The sequence below is a fragment of the Seonamhaeicola maritimus genome, assembly GCF_008056315.1.
GTDB lineage: Bacteria > Bacteroidota > Bacteroidia > Flavobacteriales > Flavobacteriaceae > Seonamhaeicola > Seonamhaeicola maritimus.
This window is the reverse complement of sequence record NZ_VRKQ01000010.1, coordinates 876026-900558: the sequence shown is the minus strand read 5'-3', so window position 1 is coordinate 900558 and position 24533 is coordinate 876026. Positions and strand designations below refer to the sequence as shown.

Genomic DNA, 24533 nt, shown 5'->3' with positions numbered 1-24533 from the left:
ACTTACAAATGTGACTTAAACTACTTAATAGGGTCTAAACTAATTGAAAAGAATGAATATATTATCTAAAATCGTCCTGAACTATCGATGAACCGCACTTTTGTACGATTTTTTTATATATTTGTCTTTGTTAATAACATTTAACAACTTACTTTTGTTTACAATTAACACTTAAAAATTAAACTTTTGAATATGAAAAATCTTAGCAGATTATTGTTAGCGTTTGTTCTTGTACTTGGTTACAATTACGCAGATGCTCAAGACAAAAACAATCCATGGCAAATTACCATTGGAGTTAATGCAGTTGATGCCCACCCTAATGGAGACGGAGCCCCATTTGGCGAATCTATTTTCGACAAATTCGCAGATGTTGATAACTGGAACATACTTCCTTCATTATCAACAATCTCTGTATCTAAATATTTAGGTGACGGTTTTTCTTTTGGCGCTGCTGGTTCATTAAACAAAATTGATACTTGGGGAGAAGGTAACTCAGTAGATGATTTATCTTACTACGGTATTGATGGTACTATTAAGTACAACTTCAAACAAGGCACTACTCTTGATCCTTATTTAGGTGTAGGTGGTGGTTATACTTGGGTTGATGAAATTGGTGCAGGTACTTTAAACGGTACTTTAGGGTTAAACATTTGGTTTAACGAAAACATTGGTTTCACACTTCAAACTGCATACAAACATGCTTTTGAAGATTACTTAGACACTCACTTCCAACACACTGCTGGTCTTTCTATCAAATTTGGTGGAACTGATACAGATGGTGATGGTATCTATGACAAAGACGATGCTTGTCCAGACGTAGCTGGTTTAGAAGCTTTCAATGGTTGTCCTGATTCTGATGGGGACGGTATTGAAGATAGTAAAGATGATTGTCCTAATGAAGCTGGTTTAGCTGAATTAAACGGTTGTCCTGATTCTGATGGCGATGGTATTGCTGATAACAAAGATAAATGTCCTACTGTAGCTGGTTTAAAAGCTTTAGATGGTTGTCCTGATGCTGACGGTGACGGTATAACTGATGGAGATGATAAATGTCCTAACACTGCAGGACCTGCTGCTAACAAAGGTTGCCCATGGCCAGATACTGACGGTGACGGTGTTTTAGATAAAGACGATAAATGTCCAGATGTTAAAGGTACTGTTGCTAACAATGGATGTCCTGAAGTAACTGAAGAAGTTCAAAAAACTTTAAATGAGTACGCTAAAACTATCAACTTTGATACAGGTAAATCTTCTATCAAAGATGAGTCTGCCGAAGTACTAGCAGATATCATAAAAATCCTTAACGAGTATCCTAATTCTAAGTTTACTGTTGAAGGACATACTGATAGCGTGGGTAGTGAAAAATTAAACCAAAGTCTTTCTGAAGCTAGAGCTGCTGCAGTTAAAGATTACTTAACTTCTAACGGAGTTGATCAATTCAGATTATCTTCTAAAGGTTATGGTGAGTCTAATCCAGTTGCTTCTAACAAAACAAGAGCTGGTAGAGCTCAAAACAGAAGAGTAGAAATTAACTTAGCAAAATAATTTGTTAATTCAATAAATAACTTTTTAAAAAACGCTTCGGGAATCCCGAAGCGTTTTTTATTTTTATACAATGACTACATTCATTTTTGATGTTTTAAAAGATTTACATAATAAGAACCCAAACTTCTCTAACTTAACCTTTGTACTACCAAGTAAAAGAGCTGGTTTATTTTTAAAGCATCAATTATCTCAAATCACTAAAAAAAATTTTTTTGCGCCTTCTATAATTAGTATTGAAGAGTTTGTCGAAGAATTATCAGAACTAAAAAGTGTTACCAATACTGAGCTTCTATTTGAGTTTTATAACACCTACCTAGAACTAACTAAAAAAGAGGAGATTGATTCGTTTGAATCCTTCTCTAAATGGGCTCAAATATTGCTTCAAGATTTTAATGAAATTGACCGATTCCTTATTCCGCAAAAGAATATTTTCAATTATTTAAGTGCTATTAAAGAGATAGAGCATAACCATTGGTCTCAAGAAGAAAAGCAAACCGATTTCATTAAAAAATATTTATCGTTCTGGAATAAGTTAAACGGTTACTACTCCAGTTTTACGGAAACTCTTTTAAATAAAAAAACGGGGTATCAAGGTTTAATTTATAGAGAAGCCGTTGAAAATTTAGAATCTTATATTCAGGCCAATTCAAATAAGCAACATATTTTTTTAGGATTTAATGCGCTTAATACGGCAGAGGAAACCATAATTCAAGAATTACTTCAAAACGATTTAGCTCAAATATATTGGGACATAGATCAGGTTTTTATGGACAACCCTAAACATGATGCAGCATTATTTTCAAGGCAACATATAACTAATTGGTCTTATTTTAAAAAACACCCTTTCAACTGGATTACGAATAACTATTCTAAAAACAAAAACATTTCAGTTGTAGGAATCCCTAAAAGTATCGGGCAAGCTAAATATATTGGTTCGCTTTTAAATAAACTGAAAGATGGCAATGCTTTTCTCCAAAATACCGCTGTGGTTTTAGGTGATGAAAACTTACTGATTCCAACATTAAACTCTTTACCAGAAAATATTCAGGCTTTGAATATCACTATGGGCTTTCCGCTAAAGTCTATAGCTTTAGCTTCATTATTTGAGACGCTTTTTCAAGTTCATAAGAACCAGTCAAAATCGTTTTATTATAAAGACATCATTAAGATTGTTTCTCATCAATTTATAAGACCCCTTTTTACAGTAAATTCTGTGGATTACGCATCCAAAATAATTGAGGCTATTGACACTAATAACCTTGTTTATCTTAACACAGAAAGGCTAAGACAAATAGCTCCTGAGTCATCTGATGTTATTCATTTATTGTTTTCAAATTGGGACATTTCCATTAGTAATTCCTTAAATCATTGTTCTCAACTCATTCTGGTTTTTAAAGAGTATTTAAATGAAAATAAAACCTCTAATTTACTTTCATTAGAATACCTATTCAGATTTCATGAATTATTCAATGAATTGATTAGACTAAACTCAGAATTCAACCATATAAAAGACATTACTTCTTTATTCAGTGTTTATAAGGAACTGCTTTCATCAGAAACATTAGACTTTCAAGGAGAGCCTTTACAAGGACTACAGGTGATGGGCATGTTAGAATCTCGTGTTTTAGATTTTGAAACAGTTATTATTTCTGGTGTAAACGAAGGTATTCTTCCTTCAGGAAAAAGTAATAATTCCTTTATTCCATTTGATGTAAAATTAGAAAATAAACTTCCTACTTATAAGGAAAAAGATGCGGTCTATACTTATCACTTTTATCGTTTATTACAGCGTGCCAAAAATGTTTATATACTATATAATACCGAAACTGATGTATTAACAGGTGGAGAAAAAAGCAGATTTATTACGCAGTTAGAACTTGAAGGTATTCATAAAATAGAACATCAAATTATATCGCCTCAAGTACCTGTTATTGAAACCCATTTAAATGTTGTTGAAAAGACAGATGATGTTATTGAAAAACTAAAATTGATTGCAGAAAATGGTTTTTCACCCTCCTCACTTACAAACTATATAAGAAATCCCATAGACTTTTATTATCAGAAAATTTTGAGAATCAGGGAACATGATGAGGTAGAAGAAACTGTAGCCGCAAATACCTTAGGCACCGTTGTACACAATACTCTTGAAGATTTTTACAAGCCCCTAATTGGGTCCTTTTTATCTGCCGAAATCATCAAAACTTTAAAAAAGGATATAGTTAAAACCGTGAAACATCATTTTAAAGACACCTTTAAAGAAGGTGATATAAAAACAGGTAAAAACCTCATCATTTTTGAAATTGCCAAACGTTATGTGTCAAACTTTTTAGATCTAGAAATAAAAGATTTAAAAGCTGGTAACCAAATTAAAATTTTTGCAATTGAAGCAGAAAATACTATTTCTATTGATATTCCTGAACTTGATTTTCCAGTAAGACTTACTGGTAAAGTAGACCGTGTAGATGAATACAATGGTGTTACTAGAATTATTGATTATAAAACCGGAAAAGTAAATCAAGGCGATGTTGAAATTGTAAACTGGGAAGACATTTCAACCGATTATAAAAAGTACAGCAAAAGCTTTCAGGTACTTGCTTATGCCTATATGATGCAGCAATCTGGAGGTCTGAAATTCCCAGTGGAAGCTGGCATCATTTCATTTAAAAATTTAGGCAATGGCTTTTTAAAATTTGCCAAAAAGGACAAACCTGGGGCCTGGGCAAAAAAAAACACCTTAATCACCCAAGAAACAATTAATAGTTTCAAAACCGAACTGAAACGGCTTATTTTAGAAATTTGTAATCCAGATTTTCCATTTACTGAAAAAGAAATATGATATTTAAAAAAAATGTTTTTATAATTGGTGGCAAGCACGAAAAACCTATTTTAATTGATGTAACTTGTTTAGAAAAAACTACCAATACTCCCATAATAATATTTTGCCATGGTTACAAAGGATTTAAAGATTGGGGTGCTTGGAATTTAATGGCTGAAGCTTTTGCTAAGGCCGGATTTTGCTTTATAAAATTCAATTTTTCTCACAATGGAGGTACTATGGAACAACCTATAGACTTCCCAGATTTGGAAGCTTTTGGCAATAATAATTACACCAAAGAATTAGATGATTTACAATCAGTTATAAATTGGAGTTTTGAAAATGAAACCATAAAAAGCTCGGGGAACCTTAATGACATTTCACTCATGGGTCATAGTAGAGGTGGTGGTATAGTATTACTCAAAGCGCATAATGAATCAAGAGTAAAAAAGGTCATTAGTTTAGCAGGCGTTTCTGATTTTTTAAGTCGATCAGTGACTAGTGAGGGTATTGAAGACTGGGAAAAAACTGGTGTAAAATATGTACTAAACGGACGCACAAAACAAAAAATGCCTCATTATTATCAGTTTTATTTAGACACAAATAAAAACAGAACACCATTGAACATTAAAAAGGCCGTTTCAAATTTAAAAATACCTCATCTTATTATTCATGGTGATAACGATACAAGTATTCTAATTAACGAAGCCGAAAATCTTCATAAATGGAATCCAGATAGTTCATTAGTAATTATCAAAAATGCTAACCATGTTTTTGAATCAAAACACCCTTGGAATTATAACCATCTTCCAAAAGAGCTTAAAGAAGTAGTTGATAAAAGCATTATTTTTTTAAAACGCTAAACTATATATCAATGCACTGTCCATACCTTAAATAATCCAAAAAAAGATTGTGTTTTGTATTTTTCGTGTGCGTACACGAAAATTTTTATATATTTGCATAGTTATGCACAAAACCAATTAAATTTCGGTTATAACTGCATTTTAAATCTAAAAAAATAAGTATGAGTCAAAAGTTTAGTTTAGAAAATAAAGTAGCCATCATAACTGGAGGTGCCGGAGTTCTTGGAGGCACTATTGCTCAAAGTTTATCTAACTCAGGAGTTAAAATCGTTATTTTGGACCGGGAGCAAGAAACCATTAATAGTGTTGTAAAAAGTATTAATGAGCATGGAGGTGAAGCCATTGGTCTTGAAACTAATGTTTTAGACAAATCAACTCTGGAACAAAACAGAGATGCTATTTTAAAGCATTTTGGAAGAATTGATATTTTATTAAATGCTGCAGGTGGGAATATGCCAGGAGCCACAATTGGACCAGACCAAACAATCTTCGATTTAAAAATGGAAGACTTTCAAAAAGTAACAGACTTAAACCTAAACGGAACGGTTTTACCTTCAATGGTTTTTGGAAAGGTTATGGCGAAACAAACCGAAGGGTGTATTGTGAATTTTTCTTCAATGACCGTTGAAAGAGCTATTACAAGAGTGGTAGGATATTCAGCTTCAAAAGCTGCAATGGAGAATTTCACACGTTGGATGTCTGTTGAAATGGCTACAAAATTTGGTGGAAAAATTAGAGTAAACGCCATTGCTCCAGGCTTTTTTATAGGAAATCAAAACCGTAGATTACTCACAAATGAAGACGGCAGCTACACAGACCGAGGTAATACAATTATTAACAACACACCAATGAAACGCTTTGGAGAAGCTGAAGAACTAAATGGAGCCATTCATTTTTTATGTAGTGAAGCGGCAAGTTTTATTACAGGAATAGTAATTCCAATTGATGGCGGTTTTAGTGCTTTTAGTGGTGTTTAAAATTTAAATTTTATAAAATGGAACAAACATGGAGATGGTACGGACCAAATGACCCTGTATCTTTATCTGACATAAAACAAGCAGGAGCTACTGGAATTGTTTCTGCATTGCATCATATTTCCAATGGAGAAATATGGACAGTTGAAGAGATTCAACAAAGAAAGGAAACCATTGAAAACACAGGTTTAACCTGGAGTGTTGTAGAAAGTATTCCTGTGCACGAAAATATAAAAACACGTTCAGGAAATTTTCAAGCTTATATTGAAAATTATAAAAAAAGTATTGAAAATTTAGCTAAGTGCGGGATTAAAATTGTTTGTTATAACTTCATGCCTGTTTTAGATTGGACACGTACAGACTTAGGGTTTCAAGTGAATGACGGCTCTAAAGCCCTTCGGTTTGATGTTATAGCATTTGCTGCCTTTGAATTATTTTTATTAAAACGTCCCGGAGCAGAATATAATTATTCAATAGAACAACAAGAAGCTGCCAAAAAATATATTGACAATCTTTCAGAGGAAAACAAAAAGCAATTAATTAATAATATTATTGCAGGCCTACCTGGAGCGGAAGAAGGTTATACCTTAGAGCAGTTTCAAACTATTTTAGACACATACAAAAATATTGATGCAGATACTTTAAAAAAAAATCTAGTAGCTTTCTTAAAAGAAATAATTCCAATAGCTTCACAAAATGATGTGCTAATGTGTATTCATCCTGATGATCCGCCGTATCCAATTTTAGGTTTACCAAGGGTTGTAAGTACAGAGGCAGACTACGCTTACCTATTTGATAATGTGCCAAACATTTCGAACGGCATCACCTATTGCACAGGATCTTTAGGAGTTAGAGCAGATAATGATTTAGTTCAAATATTTAAACGATTTGCAGACCGTGTTCACTTTTTACACTTAAGAAGTACGCAGCGCGATGCCTCAGGTAATTTCTATGAAGCTAATCACCTAGAAGGTGATGTAGACATGTACTCAGTAATAAAGGAAGTTTTAATTGAACAAAAAAGGCGTAAAGAAACTGGACGTAATGATGTTAAAATCCCTATGAGACCAGACCATGGTCATCAAATGCTTGATGATTTAAGCAAAAAAACAAATCCAGGATATTCTGGGATTGGAAGGTTAAGAGGGCTAGCAGAACTTAGAGGCTTAGAATTGGGCATTAGTAAAAGTTTAAATTTATGAGTTCAATAATTTCGAAAAATTTTATAGCAGATAATTTTCTACTGGAATCAAAAGAGGCAGAAATGCTTTATCATGATTATGCCAAAACTGTTCCCATTATAGATTATCACAATCATTTATCAGCTAAAGAAATTGCCGAAAATAAACCTATTGGTAATATTACTAAGGCATGGTTAAGTGGAGACCACTATAAGTGGCGTGGAATGCGCGCTAATGGCATTGAAGAATACTACATTTCTGGCGATGCCCCATTAGAGGAAAAATTTGAAAAATGGGCTGAAACAGTTCCTAATACCCTACGGAATCCGTTATTTCATTGGACGCAACTTGAGCTTAAACGTTATTTTAATATAGATACAGTTTTGCAACCTAATAATGCTTCTGAAATCTACGAAGAAGCTAATAGTATTTTAGAGAACAGAACACCTGCTCAATTGTTAGAGCAAATGAATGTAGAGGTGGTTTGTACCACGGATGACCCAACCGATGACTTAAAATACCATCAACAAATAGCAAAAGCTAACTACTTTACAAAAGTCTACCCTACCTTCAGGCCAGATGAGCTGTTTTTTATAGGTGAAGAAAAGTTTAATCTTTATTTAGAAAAGCTTAGTGCTTGTGTAAACTATTCTATTGATAGCTATGAAGTATTGTTAAAAGCTATTGACGAAAGAATAGAATTCTTCCATAAAAATGGTTGCAGGTTATCAGATTATGGTATTAGTGGTGCTTTCTCTTTTGTAGGTTTCAATGATGATGAAATAACCACCATTTTTGAAAAGAACCCTAAATCTGAAGGGCTTACCGAACTTGAAATACAGAAATACAGATCAAGTCTTTTACTACATTTAGGCAAAAAATATCACGAAAAAGGATGGACACAACAATACCATTTAGGAGTTATTCGAAACAACAACGAACGTTTAAAAGAACTTGTTGGTGCCGATGCTGGTTGTGATTCTATTGCTGATTACCCAATTATTGAAGGGCTTTCTAAGTTTCTGAATGCACTTGATAGAACGGATCAATTAGCCAAAACCATTACGTATAACTTAAATCCAGCTCAGAATGAAACCTTTGCATCCATGATGGGTAACTTTAACACTGGAGGTATTCCTGGTAAAATGCAATGGGGAGCTGCTTGGTGGTTTTTAGACCAAAAAGATGGTATTGAAAAGCAGCTAAACGTGCTTTCAAACATGGGATTATTGAGTAAATTTATTGGAATGTTGACAGATAGTCGTAGTTTTTTGTCATTCCCAAGACATGAATATTTTAGACGTATATTATGTAATGTTATTGCAGATGATTTAAACAAAAGGCTTGTACCTAATGATACAGAATTCCTAGGAAAAATGATTCAAGACATTTGTTATAACAACGCTAAAAACTATTTTAATTTTAAATAGAATTAAAGAAATACAATCGATTGTATTTTTAGTATATTTGTAGTTGTTAGAATTAAACTAACTTATGAACTAAACTATAATTAACCATGAACTATAAAACTCTTTTAGTACTATTCTTATTTGTCGGGCTTTTTTCCTGTAAAAAGAACTCTGATAAAAAAGTGCTTTATTTAGGCCATACATTACCTCAAACACATCCAGTTCATAAAGGTATTGTTGAGTTCCAAAAAGCACTCGCTAAAAAATCTAATGGTACATTAACAATTAAAATATTTCCTGACGGACAATTAGGGTCTGAACGAGAAGTGGTGGAACTCCTGCAAATAGGAAGTGTTGCAATTACTAAAGTAAGTGCAGCAACTATGTCTAACTTTGTTCCTGATTATCACGTCTTCGGAATTCCTTATTTATTTAGAGATAAACAACATATGTTTGATGTTTTAGAAGGAGATGTTGGAAAGTCAGTTTTAGAAAAAGGCGAAAAATTTTGGCTTCGTGGTTTATGCTACTATGATGCCGGTAGTAGAAGTTTTTATACCTCAACTAAAGCCGTAAGAACTCCTGAAGATTTACAAGGTCTAAAAATAAGGGTAATGAACAACCAAATGGCCATAAATATGGTTAACTCATTAGGTGGTTCCGCAACACCAATGTCTTATGGTGAATTATATACTGCCATTCAGCAAGGTGTGGTTGACGGCGCTGAAAACAATCCGCCATCTTTTGTATCATCAAACCATTATGAGATTAGTAAATATTATACATTAGACGAACATTCTGCAGTACCTGATGTACTGCTTATTGGTACTAAACAATGGAATAAATTATCTGAGAAAGAAAAGGTTTGGGTTCAAGAAGCTGCAAGTGAGTCAGCTCAAGCTCAGAAACGTTTCTGGAAAGAATCTGTAGATGAGTGTATGGAAATTGTAAAGAAAGCAGGTGTAGAGATTATTATTCCGGAAAAATCGTTGTTCGCTGATAAATCAAAATCGGTTTTAGAAGAATTTGAAAAGGAGCATCCAGAATTATCTGAAACAGTTAAAGCAATTAAATCGCATTAGAATATGAGCACATCCAATTCTTTTTTTAACAAAGTAGTTAGGTTTATGGAAATATTCCTAATTGGGATATTTGCCCTTTTGGTATTTGATGTTTTATTTCAAGTATTTTCAAGATATATTTTAAAGGGTTCTTTTTCATGGACAGAAGAGCTAGCCAGATTTTCATTAATATGGATGTCGATTCTTGGCGCAGCATATTTGAATGCAAAAAGAGAGCATTTATCAATGGATTTCTTATACAGGAAATTCTCAGATACCACCAAAAAGAAGGTTTCAATAATCATTGAAATCTTAATCTTTCTATTCGCCTTAATTGTTATGGTTATTGGTGGTTTTAACTTAGTTTATACCACCCTTCACCTAGGGCAACTATCAGGAACCTTACGTATTCCTTTAGGATATATTTATGCCATTTTACCTTTTAGCGGATTGCTAATTATGTGGTTCTCAATATATCACATTAACAAGATTTCTAAAAACCAAATAACCGACTAACCATGAGCATTGAAGTTATAAGTATCATCGTTTTATTTGCTAGTTTTTTCACACTGTTAATGCTTAAAGTACCTGTAGCTTATAGTATTGGTATTGCCACAACTATCAGTTTACTGCTTAACATTGATAAAATGCCAGGGTTAACAACCATTGCACAACGTATGACCACAGGTATAGATAGTTTTGCACTTTTGGCTATCCCATTTTTTGTCCTTGCCGGAGAAATTATGAAACAAGGTGGAATAGCAAATCGTCTCATTAACTTTGCCAAATCTCTTGTAGCTAGTCTTCCAGGTGGGTTGGCTTATGTAAATGTTTTGGCATCTATGTTATTTGGAGCTATTTCAGGGTCTGCTGTTGCTGCTACTTCGGCAATTGGTAGTATTATGACTGATAGAATGGAAGAAGAAGGTTACCCAAGAGAATTTAGTGCTTCTGTTAATATTACATCATCTACAACAGGTTTATTAATTCCTCCAAGTAATATTTTAATTGTATATGCTTTGGCTAGTGGTGGTGCCGCCTCTGTTGCTGCTTTATTTATTGCCGGGTATTTACCTGGTATTTTATTAGGTTTGGCCCTAATAGGTTATATAGTTTATGTTGCGATAAAAAGAAAATTTGCCAGAGGACAAAGAGCAACACTAAGAGAGGTTTGGATGCATTTTAGAAAAGCTTTTTTTAGCTTGTTGATGCTGGTAATTGTAGTTGGTGGAATTGTGGCTGGTATTTTTACCGCTACTGAAGCCTCTGTAATTGCCGTATTATACGCTGCTATTTTAGCTCTTATTTACAAAAGTGTAACTATAAAAAGCTTTCCAAATATTTTATTGAATAGTGCCAAAACCACGGCTGTGGTAATGTTTTTAATATGTACATCTATGGCTATGAGCTGGTTGTTTTCTTTTGAAAGTATCCCAGAACTTATGAGCGGATTCTTATTAGAGCAGTTTAGCAGCAAGTTTGCTATATTCCTGGTTATTAACTTAACCTTATTAATTATAGGAACATTTATGGATATGACACCTGCTGTATTAATATTTACGCCAATATTTTTACCGGTAGTTATGGCATTAGGTATGGATCCAGTTCATTTCGGGATTGTTCTTGTTCTTAATTTATGTGTAGGCCTTTGTACGCCACCTGTTGGTACCATTCTCTTTGTTGGTAGTGGTATTGCCAAGGTTTCGGTATCACAAGTAGTCAAACCATTGTTGCCTTTCTTGCTTATAATGGTTGTGGTTCTTATGCTAATCACATATATTCCAGAAATATCTATGTGGTTACCTAGACTTTTTGGATTATAATAATTAGTTTATAATTGGCTCTATATAAAAAGTATATTTCAAAGGCTCTGGTGTAATTAAATACTCTTGGTAAGGTAATTGCCCCCAACTAGTATCACCACCAACACCCATTTGTTTGTAATCAATGTTTAAGTTTACATGTTCTTGGGGTACTAAATCTATGGTATGTTTATTCTTTTCAGAATATTCAAAATCGTCATTATTGAAATGATTTATATTAAAATTTAACAATTGTTGACTTGAAAATTTAAGTCCTTGGCTTTGGTCATTTTTAACCTCTAACCAACGCACATCTGTTCTGTAGCCATTTTCTTGAGGCCTGATATAAGGCACATAAAAATCTTCTGCTTTAGCATTGTATACTCCAAGAAAAGCCGATTCTTTTCTATCTGGGTAGTTTTCATAGGGTCCTCTTCCGTAGTAATTCACATTGCTAAAAGCTTTGGTTAACTTTAAATTCATCCCTACACGAGGTATTAAGACTTTACCATTTGTTCTTTCTATAACATACTGCGTCTTTATCTTTCCTGTACCATCAATGGTATAGTTTACAAAAAAGTTGGCGACATCTGGATTGTACTTCTTAACGCTTACCATAATTCTATTATCTGATAATTTTTTCCAATTAATGATATTGGTTTTCACCTTAGATTCAATGTCTTTCCATTTTATAGACTTTATTGGGGTTTCAGCTCCTAAATCATTATCAAGAGCACCTCTCCAAGTGTTCATTAAAAGCGGTGAAGTCATCCAGTTTTCACCATTTACCTCATAAGAAACAAGGGTTCCTTGTGCTTTATCAAATGTTATTGAAATTGCATCAGCACATTCAACAGTTATTACCTCTATAGTTTCACTCACATTAATATTTGCTTTTGAAACTTCATTTGAAATAACAACTGGTTTTGTTTTGATAATAAACTGGTCTTTTGCAATTTCATGTCCCTTTTCTAAAAGTGATATGGAGGTTTTAAGTTTCCAATGGAAATTTACAAAGTATTCAGACTCTGAATTTAAACTTCCTATCTCATTCTTAAGGTTGATAGTCTGTTTTGATAAAGGCGCGCCTTCTAAAGATAAAATGCCGTTCTTAACTTGTTCACCATCTTTTAATAAAATCCATTCTAAATCAAATTCAGAAAGGTTAGTAAAAAAGTGCTCGTTAAAAACTTCAAATGTTAATTCATCTGAATTTAACTCGCTTATATGTATGTTTTGATATTGCTTTTTTACTTCCCAAAGTGCAGGTTGAATAGTTCTATCAGGAAATATTATTCCGTTTAAACAAAATGCTCTTGAGTGCTTTACGCCTTCTGGTTCAAAATCGCCTCCATAACCCCAGTATTCTTGTCCGTCATCATTTTTTATAGTGATTCCCTGATCTACCCAATCCCAAATAAAACCACCTTGTACTCTTGGTTCTTCTCTAACAAAATTCCACAATTCTTTTAAGTTACCTGTGCTGTTACCCATAGAGTGCGCATACTCCACCCAAATAAAAGGCCTTTCTGGATTTGCGGGCAAATGCTCTTTTTTAATATCAATAATTGGTGCGTACATGTAACCAATAATATCGGTATGTCTTATATGATCAAAATCTGGGTCTACCTCAGCACGGTCATAAGACACCAATCTAGAATCGTCTTTTTTCTTTAACCAAGCATAACTATCTATAAAAGGCAACCCTGTTCCGGCTTCGTTACCCATAGACCAAATAATGATAGAAGGATTATTTTTATCCCTATGAAACACGCGTTGAATTCGGTTGGTAATAGCGTTATAGTAGCTTGGGTCCCTTGCTACTTCATTTACTATCCAACCATAACCATGTGCTTCAACATTAGCTTCATCTATAACATATAACCCATATTCGTTACACAATTGATACCAATAAGGGTCATCTGGATAATGGCATGTTCTAACCGCATTTACATTAAACTGTTTCATGAGTTTAACATCCTTAAGCATCATATCTTTAGTCATAACATGTCCTAAATAAGGGTCGTGCTCATGACGGTTCACACCTTTAAGCAAAATAGGTTGACCGTTAACTACTAATTGCCCGTTTTTGAGAGCCACACTTCTAAAACCAATTTTATGCGAAACTGTTTCTAGAATTTTACCATTATCATCCTTTAAAGTAAGGATAAGGGTATATAAATTTGGTGTTTCAGCAGACCAAGCTTTAACATTATTTATGGTTGTATTAAAGTTTAATGCTTTAGACCCTTCCTTTTCTACAGTTATAATTTGACTTGATTTATAAACAACCTCATCTCCTTGAAATAGCTTTACGGACACATTACCAGACTGTATTGACTTGAAGTTTTTAATATCTATAGTAAGATCTAACACCCCATTAATAAAAGCATCGTCTAAAGTTGCTTTTGCAAAAAAATCATGAAGCATTAACTTTGGTCTGGCATGTAAAAACACATCGCGCTCAATACCTGCTAACCGCCAAAAATCTATATCTTCAATATAACTGGCATCTGTGAATTTGTAAACTTCTACAGCTACTTCATTGTTACCTTCTTTAAGATACTCTGTTATGTTAAATTCGGCCGGCAATTTACTGCCTTGACTATAGCCTACTTTTTCACCATTAATCCATAAATAAAAAGTGCATTTTACGGCTCCAAAATGAATAAAAACTTCTTTACCTTCCCATGACTCATCTATTGTGAATGCCCTTTTATATTGACCAACAGGGTTATAATCGTGGGGCACAAAAGGTTTGTTTTTTGGGAATGGATATGTAATGTTTGCATAGTGAGGATAGCCATATCCATGCATTTCCCAATTTGATGGCACTTGTATACTATCTTTTAAACCTGTATTGTTAAGTTCATAAAAAGTCTTAGACCTTTTATCTGGGTTTTCACTCCATTTAAATTTCCAGATACCATTTAAAGATTTATAATGATTCGTTTTTAGTTTATCTTTTAAAGCATCTTTTTCAGAATTGTAAGAGATAAAATAGGCATGGGGAGCCTCTTTGTTTATACCTATAACTTCAGGGTTTTCCCAATCGTGGTTTTGGGAAAAAGACAATAAACCGAAACTTAAAAGGAAAAGAATTAAATGATACTTCATGTGATTTTTTTATACCTAATACCCACAAATATAATCGTTAATTAAAATTTATTTAAATAGTTTGATAAGAATAATTACTCCAAAAAACTTAATCAACTTTCTGTAATCATAGACTTGATTATAAATGTTTTTAACTTAAAGAAAACGATATTAAACTTTAAGCAACTCTGGTTCTAAAATAATGTCATAGATTTTTCCGCCTATAAAAGTTGCTTTATCTCCAAGACTTCTTTGAATTCTAATATTCTCATTCCATTTAACCATACGTTCACTCCTAGCAAACGAGCCAACTTTTAGCTGACCAGCATTGGTAGCCACGGCTAAATGAGAAATGAAAGCATCTTCAGTCTCACCAGATCTGGCTGAAACCACTGGTAACCATCCAGCACTTTGGGTAAGTTTAATAGCTTGAATTGTTTCCGTTACCGACCCAATTTGGTTTAATTTAATCAATACTGAATTCGCCAATTCATTAGCAATACCTTCTTTTATACGCTCAATATTGGTTGTGAATAAATCGTCTCCAATTACTTGAACTTTGTTCCCACAAACCTCCATAAAACGTTTCCAGCTCTTAAAATCGGTATCTGCAAATGGGTCTTCAATGGAAATGATTGGATATTTTTCACACCATGCAATCATTAAATCACAAAATTCATCTGGCGTAAATTCTTTGTTATCTAATCTGAAACGGTATTTTTCGCCATCAAATAAGTCACTTGCTGCAATATCAAGAGAAATTGCCACGTCTTTACCAGCTATATATCCTGCTTTTTCAACAGCTTCTAAAAATACATCAAACGGCTCTTCATTTGTTTCATAATCTGGCCACCAACCACCTTCATCTGCAATACCAACACATTTACCTCTGGCTTTCATAACTTCACCAGCAGCATGATAAATGTTGTGTGTCATTTCTAGTGTTTCTTCATAGGTTTTTGCTCCTGTGGCAATCACCAAATAATCTTGAATATCAGTAGCCCAGGCTGCATGTGCACCACCACCTAAAATTTGTATTTCATTTAATGGAATTAAATGCCCCTCGCCATTGCCTAAATATTCATAAAGTGGTACACCTTTGACATTGGCGGCTGTATTAGCAACTGCCATGGAAACTCCTAAAATAGCATTAGCTCCTAAGTTAGATTTATTGGTTGTACCATCTAATTCAATCATAGTTTTATCAATCTGTTCCTGTTCAAAAACAGAAACACCTTTCAAAGCTTCAGCTATTAATGTTTTCACATTCTCAATGGCTTTAAAAACAGATTTTCCTCTGAAAACCTCTTTGTCACCATCTCTTAACTCTAAAGCTTCAAACTGTCCTGTAGACGCTCCTGAAGGCACCAAACCATATCCTTTTATACCATTTTCTAAAATAACCTCCACCTCTAATGTTGGAAACCCTCTTGAGTCATAAATTTGGTAGGCATCAATTTCTTTTATCTTCATTGTAATTTTATTTAACCATTTGGTTTTAAACTCTTGTAAACTTTTTGAGCCAACAGGTATTTCCTCGTAAGCAAAAGTTCTTATTATTTGTTGTTGTTTGTTATTTAAATATTCTACTGGCGATTTACCATCTACTCTAGCCAACATTAGCATGGTGAGTAAATGGGTTAATCGTTGTTCAAATTCTGAATCTATTAATAAACTTGCTTTCTTTTTATAGGCATCCCAAACCTCTAAGAATAAATCTAAAACGGTTTCGGCTTCTTCATTATGCAACAATGCTTTTAAAGCAAAGTGATTCAGGTAAAAGGCGAGATCAAAAATGGGGTCACCATACCAAGCAACTTCGCAGTCCAGAATCACCAATCTATCAGAATTTACAAGAATGTTTTTAGGGCTAAAATCACCGTGTACTAAACATTCTTTTTTTGAAGCCAACCTTGAGGCTTCCTTTTTATAATAGTGTTGTAATTCAGGATGGCGCTCCCCAGTTTTAAGCAAATAAGGTTCAATTCTAAGTTGTTTAAAACTCTCTAATGTATCAAATACCTTTTCCGCTTTAGAGTCTCCAGCTGATTTAGAATGGATACAACCCAATAAAGCTCCTGCTTTTTGCGCATAGACTTTATTAAACTGTTTGTTTAACAACAAAGTCTTCCAGTTTTCTAGACCATTTTCTAGCATTTCCATACAGAAAAAATGGTGCTCTTCATCAGCATATAAGATTTGTGGAACAGATTCTGGGAGAAAACCACCAACGTATGATAAAAATTTCTGCTCGGTTGTATTTCTCTTAATGTCTGCAAACCAATCGTCTTTAACTTTAAGCTTTTCCAAAGCGCGTTTTAAAACAAATCGATTTTCACCATCATCAATCATCAATATTTCACAAGACACGCCACCCGTTAAAGGAGTAATGCTCGCTTCGGTTGAAACGAGCATTCCCTTCTTAACTAAATGTGCTATTAATTGTTCAATACTCATATGAATTCTTAAACTATACCAATTCTTCTACTAAAACAGGTTGTGCAATAGAAAGGCTTCGTGTATAATCAAATAAGGTTTCAACACTGTTAACACCTCCACCATTACCGCTACCATTTACACCTCCATAAGGTAAACCATATGCAAATACGTTATGTGCATTTATCCAACTATTTCCGGCCACCATTTCTTTAGCAACACGTTCTGCACGAACAGCATCTTCTGTCCATACACTATTTGCTAGACCATAGTCTAAACTATTTACTTGACGTATTGCATCTGCTTCATCTTTAAAAGAGGTTATATAAGCAACCGGACCAAAGATTTCTTCTTCAAAACAGATGTTCTCTTCTGTACCCTGTAATAGAGTAGGCGCCATGTAATATCCTTTTAAACCGTCAACATTAATACGATTTCCTCCTAAAATAACTTGGGCTCCTTCTGTCTTACCTTTTTCAATATAATTAAAAATACTATTAAGCTGCTTTTCACTAACAACTGGTCCCATTTCACTAGCTTCATCCATTCCTGGTGCTACGTTAGTTTTAGATAATACATCTTTCACCTTTTCTACAAAGCTTTCCATAACACTTTCGTGGATAATCCAACGTGTTGCGGTACAGCAAACTTGCCCCGTATTTAAGGTTATTGCACCAGCTAAACCGGTAGCTGCATTATCTAAATCGGCATCATCAAATACAACAGCAGCACCTTTTCCGCCCAATTCTAGTTTGGCAGGTTTCAGGTTAAAACCACAATTTTGACCAATGGTTTTACCTACCTCTGAAGACCCTGTAAACGATAAACATTTTACCTTAGGATGCGATGTTAAAACATCGCCTGCATCTGCGCCTCTAGCCGGAACAATATTGACAACACCATCAGGAAATCCTGCCTCTTGAGCTAAAGCTCCAAGATAAAGTGTACTAAGCGGTGTAACTGCCGCTGGTTTAATAACCACTGTATTACCAGCTGCTAATGCTGGACCAATGCCCCACATACAAAGCGTTAATGGAAAATTCCAAGGAAAAATAAAAGCTACGACACCATATGGTAACCTAACCGATTTTCCGGAAACACCATCAAGGTGTAAAGATTTTTCAAAGGCTTTATTCTCTATAAGACTTGCATAATATCTTAATGATTCAATACCAAAAGGCACATCAAAACCTCTGGCATTGTTTACAGATTTACCTACATCTAATGCTTCTAACTGTGCTAATTCTTCAGCATCTCTCTCACATAAATCAGCCAGTTTGTAAAGTAACGCAGCACGCTCTTTCGGGCTTACCTTTTTCCAAGAATTGAATGCCTCATCAGCCCTTTCAACTGCTTTTACAGTATCATTTGCATTTGCTCTACTTACCTTACCAAGTAAGGATTGATCTGAAGGGTTCTCTACATCAAAAACTTGATTTTCTGAACTCTTTTGCCATGATCCTCCAATTAAAAAAGGAATGGGATCTTGACTTAAAAAACTTTTTACTTTAGCTGTATACTCAATCATGTCTAATTTAGTTTGGTTTTAATTCTAAACTTATCTGGGTTTTCACCATATAGGATAAATACTCATATAGTACATCTGTGTTCAAGTATCAAAAACTGAAATTTAGTTAAAATAAAAAATGAATTATCTCATTACTTTCAACCTATAAAACACTGTATGACAGAATTAAAATCACAAGACACTATCAATATCTATCCAGAGTGTTTCAAAATTAACTAAAACAGAGTCTTTCTTTTAAATCCTATAAATGGCAATATATGTACTATTTTATCCTTTAAGAAGACATGATAACAATATAGATTTTGGATGCACAAAGATTGATGAAGGGTATGCTCTAATAAACTTTAAAATAGGGTTAAAAGCGTTTTGAAAATAAAAGTTAAAAAGGTGAAGAAGAACTATTCCTGCATAAGCGCCTTCATGGTTTCTAATTGAATGTTTTCATCAACTAATTGTCCATCATGATAAAAAAGAACTAATTCTAATGGCACATTATTCCACGCTAATTTAGCCACATTATCCGGACTTATGTTATGCCTACCAAGCGTTTTTTCTGTTGGCCAATCAATACTAGGAAATGAAACATACGCCAACTCAGAACACACAATTTTATCGGTAGTATTTACATCAAAATTAAAATCATATTTTTTACCCAGTTGCCTAAAAGCCATAACTAGGGCTTCTTTTTTTAATTTGTCATTTTCATCGTCTTTGAAAACTGGCCTAAGAATAGCAAAGTCATCAATATTCATAAATTCCTCAAGAGTACTTAATTTTACTCCAGACCGTAAAGCTTCTATAATTTGATGCTCTTCCTTTGAGTTAGCATTTTGATTTGAAGCCACTCTGCGTTCATGCTTTTTTACATACTCATTTTCCCAAATTCCCAAATCTATTAATTCTGCTTTACTCCCAGTCCAGATAGCAACATGACCAAAGTGTCCCGGAATAAATTTATCGGTCAATCTAAAGGGCGTTTTCTCTAGTAAAATATCTAACGGTTGAAGCTTAGACTTAATATGTTCTTTAACCTCATCATTACCATACAGTTTTCCTTTTCTAGATTCAAACATACCCATGGTATTACCAAAAAAACCACTTAACATATCAAAGCCATCATTTGAAGTATCTGAAAGCATATCTTTTGTAATCCTTTCAAAAGCAACAAATTTCTTACCTGCAATTTCTTTAACACGTATTTCTTTTATATAATTATATGACGGACTAGACTCTATTAACAATTGTAAATATGCAAAATCTGAATCTTCGTCTACACCAGATAAAGAAGCCTTTGCTTCTTCATAAAATGTAATAACACGCCTAATTCTATGTCTGGTTTCAATAGAATTAGCATTTAGAGTCATCTCGTTTAACTTGTTCGCTAACAGACCAAAACCCATATCCGGATCATTAACTACCTTTCTTAATCTACTATCCTGTTCAAACAAAATAATACCCAAAAAATAATTGTCATATAAAGTTAAGGCTGCTCCTAAAGACAGCATAAGCCCTTTTAAATGCAACTTGCTGTCTATATTAAATTTATCTAGTGTTGGCTGTGTTACATCAATACCACATTCATAGGCATCGGCAATGGCATATAAGTCTTTTCGTATTTCTAGATAGTCTTCGGTTCCCTTTTTAAGTGTTAACAAATCCCTACTGCTTATAGGTGTTTCCTTGTTACTTTTTAATCTGTTAGATACTTCAAGCATCTCTGTTCTGGCAACCAAACTGTACTCAACCAATAATTGCAATTCTTCAAAATCTTCTTGAAAAATTAAATCTGGAGTTATACCATTTTCTAATTTTATAGTTAATTTCTCAAAGCAAACAAATTCTCGTTCCGCGGCATTTTTGTTGATTTTGTAATAGGTATAAATAGCAGAACAGCTTATTACTATTACCAGTACGAATAACCCTTTTTTAAGATGACTTCTTTTCATATACTCTATATTTTATAAGTTAAAGGGCAAGCAGAATAAACCCAAAACAGATTTTCAAAAGTCTTAAAGTTACATAAATAATTTACAAAGGGAATTATTCATAAAACTGGTGCTTTAATATTATATATTATGCTAATACTTGATATGAAGTGAAAATAACAAAAAGGCTTTCAAGAGATTGAAAGCCTTTTTGTTTGTGTGGAGCATATCGGAGTCGAACCGATGACCTTTTGGCTGCCAGCCAAACGCTCTAGCCAACTGAGCTAATGCCCCGTTTTTTTTCAGAACTATGCAAATGTATACATTTTAATGCAAAAACCAACAACCAAAATCCGGCACCATATTAATTTATTTTATACTGTTATTATTTAATTAAAAGAGGGTTATGTAAAAAATATTTGAGCTCAAAACACTCTAAACCCGTAAGAATAATAAGTATATTTAACGGAGTAAACATAATGTAGATAAACGCTAGTGCGTTTATCCAATTGTTGTACCACATTTGAGAAAACCCAATAAACTGAATGAAATTATTTCCTTCCAAAACTTTTGCAACAGAATTGACAAGTGATTATTCAATCTCAATGCAAAATTTAAAATCTAACACGGACATTACCGATTCATTAACATCAAAGCATACTAAAAAGGCATTTCGTGGACAAGTAAATGAAAATGGATTCAAGGTAATATCATCTGAAATAGGGCGTGGTGCAGTTTGCGTATTTATTGGAAATTTTAAGGAAAAAACTGGTGAAATTGAAGTACGAATGCATAAAGCATTTAAAGTTATGTTTTCAATCCTTTTATCATATCCATTTATTGGATTTGGTTTAATTGCATATAATCAAGGAATCGCAAAAGGACTGAACCTCTTACCGATTCTTTTAATTGGTTTACTTGTTATAAGGTTTGTATTTATAGAATTAAGTTTTCGTTTTATTTCAAATACTGGAATAAATAAACTGACAAATATTTTGACAATAAAGGAATTAAATAAAAAATAAAAACGTGGTACAACAACGTATAAAAATAATGCTTAGTTTTAAGCTTAATCAAAGGTTAGTGCGTATTTAGTCACTCCGATTTTCCTACGGAAAATCCTCGGACACAAAACCGCCCTATTTTTATACGTAACCGTTAGCCTTCATTATGAAAAACAATGTGATTTTCTCTATAAATTCAGGCATAAAAACAGCTTATTATAAACTAAACCGTTGATTTGTTTTCTTTTAAGATTTGTAGTGTAGCGTATTGAATTATCGAACCAAAATGAACTAATTAACGGCTTTTTAAACGTTGTTGAGCCTTATTAGCTTAATAGATTTTAAAAATAAATAAGTAATTTTATGTATTATCAATACTTAAAATAATTCTTTATGGGAACAAATCGTACACATACAAAAATTAGATTACACGATGCAATTGTAGGTATACTCTATGGATTAAGTGTAGTTTTAGCCTGGACAATTAATATTCAATGGCTCTATGTAGCCGGAGCTGTAGCAGTATTACAAATTATTAGTCCAATAACTAAATTCTGTCCAGTTTAATTTGTGCTTAATAAATTAATGTCAGATTCTGAACCTATTCAGAATGGAAAATAATAATTAATAAAGCAATATAATAACGAAAGGCTAACAACGTGTATTATTCATAGCGTCTGATTTTCCTCGCGGAAAATCCTCGCTTCTGAATTATGAGCTCGTGTTTATTTGCAAACTTAGTGCCAAGGCAACAAACCATACACGAACACGTAATGTGGCATAAAAAAAATGAGAACAATTATCTTAACATTACTTTTCATATCTCAAACAATAATTATTAATGCAGAAGTTAGCAAAATAATTATAAAAGAACGTGTTATTGTCGCCGATGGAAAAAGCTTTGGAGTCGTCGGTAAGTATGAAAAAATTAGTGGGATTATTTTTTATGAGATTGATCCCTCAAACATGGCAAATGCAAAAATAATTGATTTACAATTTGCAAAAAGAAACGACCGTGGAATGGTTGAGTTTTCCGGAGATTTTATACTGTTAAAACCTATCGATATGTCTAAATCAAATGGCAAATTGCTTTATGGTGTAAATAATAGAGGACGATTATTTATACTTCGAGATCTTAACAATGGCACCAACAATAATAATCCTCAAAAAGAAGAACATTTTGGAAATGGATTTTTAATGCGTGAAGGTTATTCTGTGCTTTGGAGTGGCTGGAACTGGGATGTTGTTGAAGGTTCGGACAGAATGCAATTTGATATACCGGTAGCTGACGATAATGGAAATACGTTCCGTCAAAAATCCATTGCCGAAATGGTAAACAATAAGAGTCTAGAACCAGAAAAATGGAAAAGTCTTTCGCCATCAAATAGTCGTGGTTATCCATCGGCTAATTATCCTGATAATTCAAACGACATATTAACGGTTCGAGATAGCCCTATGGGAGAAAAAACAGTAATTCCTAATAAGGAGTGGCGTTACGCCTCTTATGGGAATGATGAAGTAGTAGCTGACTCGGTAAGTTTATATATGGATAACGGTTTTGAACCAGGAAAAATATATGAATTAATTTACGAAGTTGAATCTCCAAAAATTGTTGGTTTAGGATTTGCGGCTATGAGAGACGTTCTATCATTTTTCAAGTTCGAATATCAAGATTTATCTGGCAATCCCAACCCTTTGATTGTTGATGATAATGGAACGAAGAAATTAGCGATCGATTATAGTTATGTAGATGGAATATCGCAATCAGGTCGTTTTATAACACAAATGATTCATCAAGGTTTTCATATTGACGAAGAAGATAGAATGGTGTTTGATGGAGCCCGTATAGAGGTAGCAGGTGCCGGAAAAGGCGGTTTTAATTATCGTTTTGCTCAAACTTCGCATCACCCATGGGACTTAGAAGGCAATTATATGCCAGCAGATTATCCACCATTCAATTTCCTGGCTTCAGACGATGCTGATTCGGGTGGTGAAAATGATGTCTTGGCACTTGCTAAGAAAATGAATAAAATCCCCAAAATAATTATTACCAATCATGCCCATGAATATTGGACACGTTCTGCATCTTTAATTCATACCACAATTGATGGAAAGAAAGATGCAAGTGTCAACGAAAATGTACGAATCTATGCCTTGAATGGAGCAGCTCATTACACTCCATGGAGTAGAAGTAATCCAATAGCTGAACATTCAATAAACGTTATGGATATTCATCCTTTCTTAAGATCTACATTGGTACTCTTAGACGACTGGGTATCAAATGGAATATTGCCACCTGAAAGTAAATATCCAAAATTCGAAAGCAACACGTTAATTACAGCAAAAGAACACAAAGAAAAAATGCCTGTAATTCCAGGGATGCATCACCCAGGAAGAAACCTGCAATCACCAATATGCGACTATGGTTCAGACTTTTGGACAAATGGTATTATGACTCAGATACCACCAACAATACTCGGGCATTATCCTACATTTGTCCCTTCGGTTGATATAGATGGGAATGGACTTGGAGGGGTTCGATTACCAGAACTAGTAGTTCCGCTTGGAACTTATCAAGGATTTAATACAAGAAAAAAAGAAGCGAATTCACCTAACTATATGTTTCCATCCCTTGGCTCTTTTTGGCCATTTGCTCTCACACAAAATGAACGGATAAAGAATGGTGATCCACGCCTCAGTATTGAGGAGCGGTATGGAAGCAAAGAAACATACGTCAAAATGGTGATATCAGAAACAAATAAATTGCTTAAAGAGCGATTTTTAATTGAAGAGGATGCAAAAAAAATAATTAATGCTGCTAAATCAATAAGTTGGCCACCCATGAAATTAAATACCCGGCCTTATTGGAAGCAAAGCTATTAATAGATATAAAT

16 protein-coding genes and 1 tRNA gene are annotated in these 24533 nt (G+C 33.7%); 12 read left to right on the top strand and 5 right to left on the bottom strand.

What is annotated here, in order from left to right; all coding sequences use genetic code 11:
* The first annotated feature begins 192 nt into the window (after positions 1 to 192).
* The 9 genes from FUA22_RS12140 to FUA22_RS12100 all read left to right on the top strand — a co-directional run bounded on the left by FUA22_RS12140 (position 193) and on the right by FUA22_RS12100 (position 11671).
* Complete coding sequence (locus tag FUA22_RS12140; protein WP_147768708.1) at positions 193 to 1545, top strand: OmpA family protein; 1353 nt, start codon at positions 193 to 195, stop codon at positions 1543 to 1545.
* Positions 1546 to 1615: 70 nt separating this feature from the next.
* Positions 1616 to 4381, top strand: a complete 2766-nt coding sequence (locus FUA22_RS12135; protein WP_147768706.1) for a PD-(D/E)XK nuclease family protein — start codon at positions 1616 to 1618, stop codon at positions 4379 to 4381.
* A complete protein-coding gene (locus FUA22_RS12130) occupies positions 4378 to 5223 on the top strand; it encodes an alpha/beta hydrolase family protein (protein WP_147768704.1) in 846 nt (281 codons plus the stop codon). The genes FUA22_RS12135 and FUA22_RS12130 overlap by 4 nt, the downstream gene beginning before the upstream one ends.
* 161 nt (positions 5224 to 5384) lie before the next feature.
* Positions 5385 to 6200 (top strand): SDR family oxidoreductase, encoded by an 816-nt coding sequence (locus FUA22_RS12125; protein WP_147768702.1) that lies wholly within the window; start codon positions 5385 to 5387, stop codon positions 6198 to 6200.
* A gap of 17 nt (positions 6201 to 6217) precedes the next feature.
* Positions 6218 to 7399 carry a mannonate dehydratase gene (gene uxuA / locus FUA22_RS12120; protein WP_147768700.1) on the top strand — a complete coding sequence of 394 codons (1182 nt, stop codon included), beginning with the start codon at positions 6218 to 6220 and terminating at the stop codon, positions 7397 to 7399.
* The gene (gene uxaC, locus FUA22_RS12115) at positions 7396 to 8808 is read left to right on the top strand and encodes a glucuronate isomerase (protein WP_147768698.1); all 1413 of its coding nucleotides are present in this window, start codon (positions 7396 to 7398) and stop codon (positions 8806 to 8808) included. The genes uxuA and uxaC overlap by 4 nt, the downstream gene beginning before the upstream one ends.
* Positions 8809 to 8894: 86 nt before the next feature.
* Positions 8895 to 9869, top strand: coding sequence for a TRAP transporter substrate-binding protein (locus tag FUA22_RS12110; RefSeq protein WP_147768696.1), 975 nt, complete (start codon positions 8895 to 8897; stop codon positions 9867 to 9869).
* Between the two features lie 45 nt (positions 9870 to 9914).
* Positions 9915 to 10364 carry a TRAP transporter small permease gene (locus tag FUA22_RS12105; RefSeq protein ID WP_241664816.1) on the top strand — a complete coding sequence of 150 codons (450 nt, stop codon included), beginning with the start codon at positions 9915 to 9917 and terminating at the stop codon, positions 10362 to 10364.
* Positions 10365 to 10366: 2 nt separating this feature from the next.
* Positions 10367 to 11671 carry a TRAP transporter large permease gene (locus FUA22_RS12100; RefSeq protein ID WP_170309904.1) on the top strand — a complete coding sequence of 435 codons (1305 nt, stop codon included), beginning with the start codon at positions 10367 to 10369 and terminating at the stop codon, positions 11669 to 11671.
* Between the two features lie 3 nt (positions 11672 to 11674).
* On the opposite strand, the gene FUA22_RS12095 is transcribed toward FUA22_RS12100, so the two are convergent.
* From FUA22_RS12095 to FUA22_RS12070, 5 genes are all read right to left on the bottom strand, one after another.
* On the bottom strand, positions 11675 to 14767 hold the full coding sequence (locus FUA22_RS12095; protein WP_147768693.1) for a glycoside hydrolase family 2 TIM barrel-domain containing protein: 3093 nt from the start codon (positions 14765 to 14767) through the stop codon (positions 11675 to 11677).
* 150 nt (positions 14768 to 14917) lie between these two features.
* Entirely contained in the window at positions 14918 to 17203 is a 2286-nt protein-coding gene (eno, locus tag FUA22_RS18540) for a phosphopyruvate hydratase (protein WP_206667103.1), read from the bottom strand.
* A 13-nt stretch (positions 17204 to 17216) separates the two neighbouring features.
* A complete protein-coding gene (locus FUA22_RS12080) occupies positions 17217 to 18710 on the bottom strand; it encodes an aldehyde dehydrogenase family protein (RefSeq protein WP_147768691.1) in 1494 nt (497 codons plus the stop codon).
* 398 nt (positions 18711 to 19108) lie between these two features.
* On the bottom strand, positions 19109 to 20656 hold the full coding sequence (locus FUA22_RS12075) for a YiiX/YebB-like N1pC/P60 family cysteine hydrolase (RefSeq protein WP_147768689.1): 1548 nt from the start codon (positions 20654 to 20656) through the stop codon (positions 19109 to 19111).
* Between the two features lie 199 nt (positions 20657 to 20855).
* A tRNA-Ala gene (locus FUA22_RS12070) sits at positions 20856 to 20929 on the bottom strand.
* A gap of 251 nt (positions 20930 to 21180) precedes the next feature.
* Between FUA22_RS12070 and FUA22_RS12065 the strand changes: the two genes are divergently transcribed.
* The 3 genes from FUA22_RS12065 to FUA22_RS12060 all read left to right on the top strand — a co-directional run bounded on the left by FUA22_RS12065 (position 21181) and on the right by FUA22_RS12060 (position 24522).
* Positions 21181 to 21660, top strand: coding sequence for a hypothetical protein (locus FUA22_RS12065; RefSeq protein WP_147768687.1), 480 nt, complete (start codon positions 21181 to 21183; stop codon positions 21658 to 21660).
* A gap of 372 nt (positions 21661 to 22032) precedes the next feature.
* Positions 22033 to 22206: a hypothetical protein gene (locus FUA22_RS18460; protein ID WP_170309903.1), complete on the top strand. Its 174-nt coding sequence runs from the start codon at positions 22033 to 22035 to the stop codon at positions 22204 to 22206.
* 222 nt (positions 22207 to 22428) lie between these two features.
* Entirely contained in the window at positions 22429 to 24522 is a 2094-nt protein-coding gene (locus FUA22_RS12060; protein WP_147768685.1) for an alpha/beta hydrolase domain-containing protein, read from the top strand.
* Positions 24523 to 24533 lie beyond the last annotated feature (11 nt).

What these genes read in the sequence shown, in the direction of transcription:
- FUA22_RS12140 (WP_147768708.1), top strand. Translation starts at nt 193, where the DNA reads ATGAAAAATCTTAGCAGATTATTGTTAGCGTTTGTTCTTGTACTTGGT.
- FUA22_RS12135 (WP_147768706.1), top strand. Translation starts at nt 1,616, where the DNA reads ATGACTACATTCATTTTTGATGTTTTAAAAGATTTACATAATAAGAAC.
- FUA22_RS12130 (WP_147768704.1), top strand. Translation starts at nt 4,378, where the DNA reads ATGATATTTAAAAAAAATGTTTTTATAATTGGTGGCAAGCACGAAAAA.
- FUA22_RS12125 (WP_147768702.1), top strand. Translation starts at nt 5,385, where the DNA reads ATGAGTCAAAAGTTTAGTTTAGAAAATAAAGTAGCCATCATAACTGGA.
- uxuA (WP_147768700.1), top strand. Translation starts at nt 6,218, where the DNA reads ATGGAACAAACATGGAGATGGTACGGACCAAATGACCCTGTATCTTTA.
- uxaC (WP_147768698.1), top strand. Translation starts at nt 7,396, where the DNA reads ATGAGTTCAATAATTTCGAAAAATTTTATAGCAGATAATTTTCTACTG.
- FUA22_RS12110 (WP_147768696.1), top strand. Translation starts at nt 8,895, where the DNA reads ATGAACTATAAAACTCTTTTAGTACTATTCTTATTTGTCGGGCTTTTT.
- FUA22_RS12105 (WP_241664816.1), top strand. Translation starts at nt 9,915, where the DNA reads ATGGAAATATTCCTAATTGGGATATTTGCCCTTTTGGTATTTGATGTT.
- FUA22_RS12100 (WP_170309904.1), top strand. Translation starts at nt 10,367, where the DNA reads ATGAGCATTGAAGTTATAAGTATCATCGTTTTATTTGCTAGTTTTTTC.
- FUA22_RS12095 (WP_147768693.1), bottom strand. Translation starts at nt 14,767, where the DNA reads ATGAAGTATCATTTAATTCTTTTCCTTTTAAGTTTCGGTTTATTGTCT.
- eno (WP_206667103.1), bottom strand. Translation starts at nt 17,203, where the DNA reads ATGAGTATTGAACAATTAATAGCACATTTAGTTAAGAAGGGAATGCTC.
- FUA22_RS12080 (WP_147768691.1), bottom strand. Translation starts at nt 18,710, where the DNA reads ATGATTGAGTATACAGCTAAAGTAAAAAGTTTTTTAAGTCAAGATCCC.
- FUA22_RS12075 (WP_147768689.1), bottom strand. Translation starts at nt 20,656, where the DNA reads ATGAAAAGAAGTCATCTTAAAAAAGGGTTATTCGTACTGGTAATAGTA.
- FUA22_RS12065 (WP_147768687.1), top strand. Translation starts at nt 21,181, where the DNA reads ATGAAATTATTTCCTTCCAAAACTTTTGCAACAGAATTGACAAGTGAT.
- FUA22_RS18460 (WP_170309903.1), top strand. Translation starts at nt 22,033, where the DNA reads ATGGGAACAAATCGTACACATACAAAAATTAGATTACACGATGCAATT.
- FUA22_RS12060 (WP_147768685.1), top strand. Translation starts at nt 22,429, where the DNA reads ATGAGAACAATTATCTTAACATTACTTTTCATATCTCAAACAATAATT.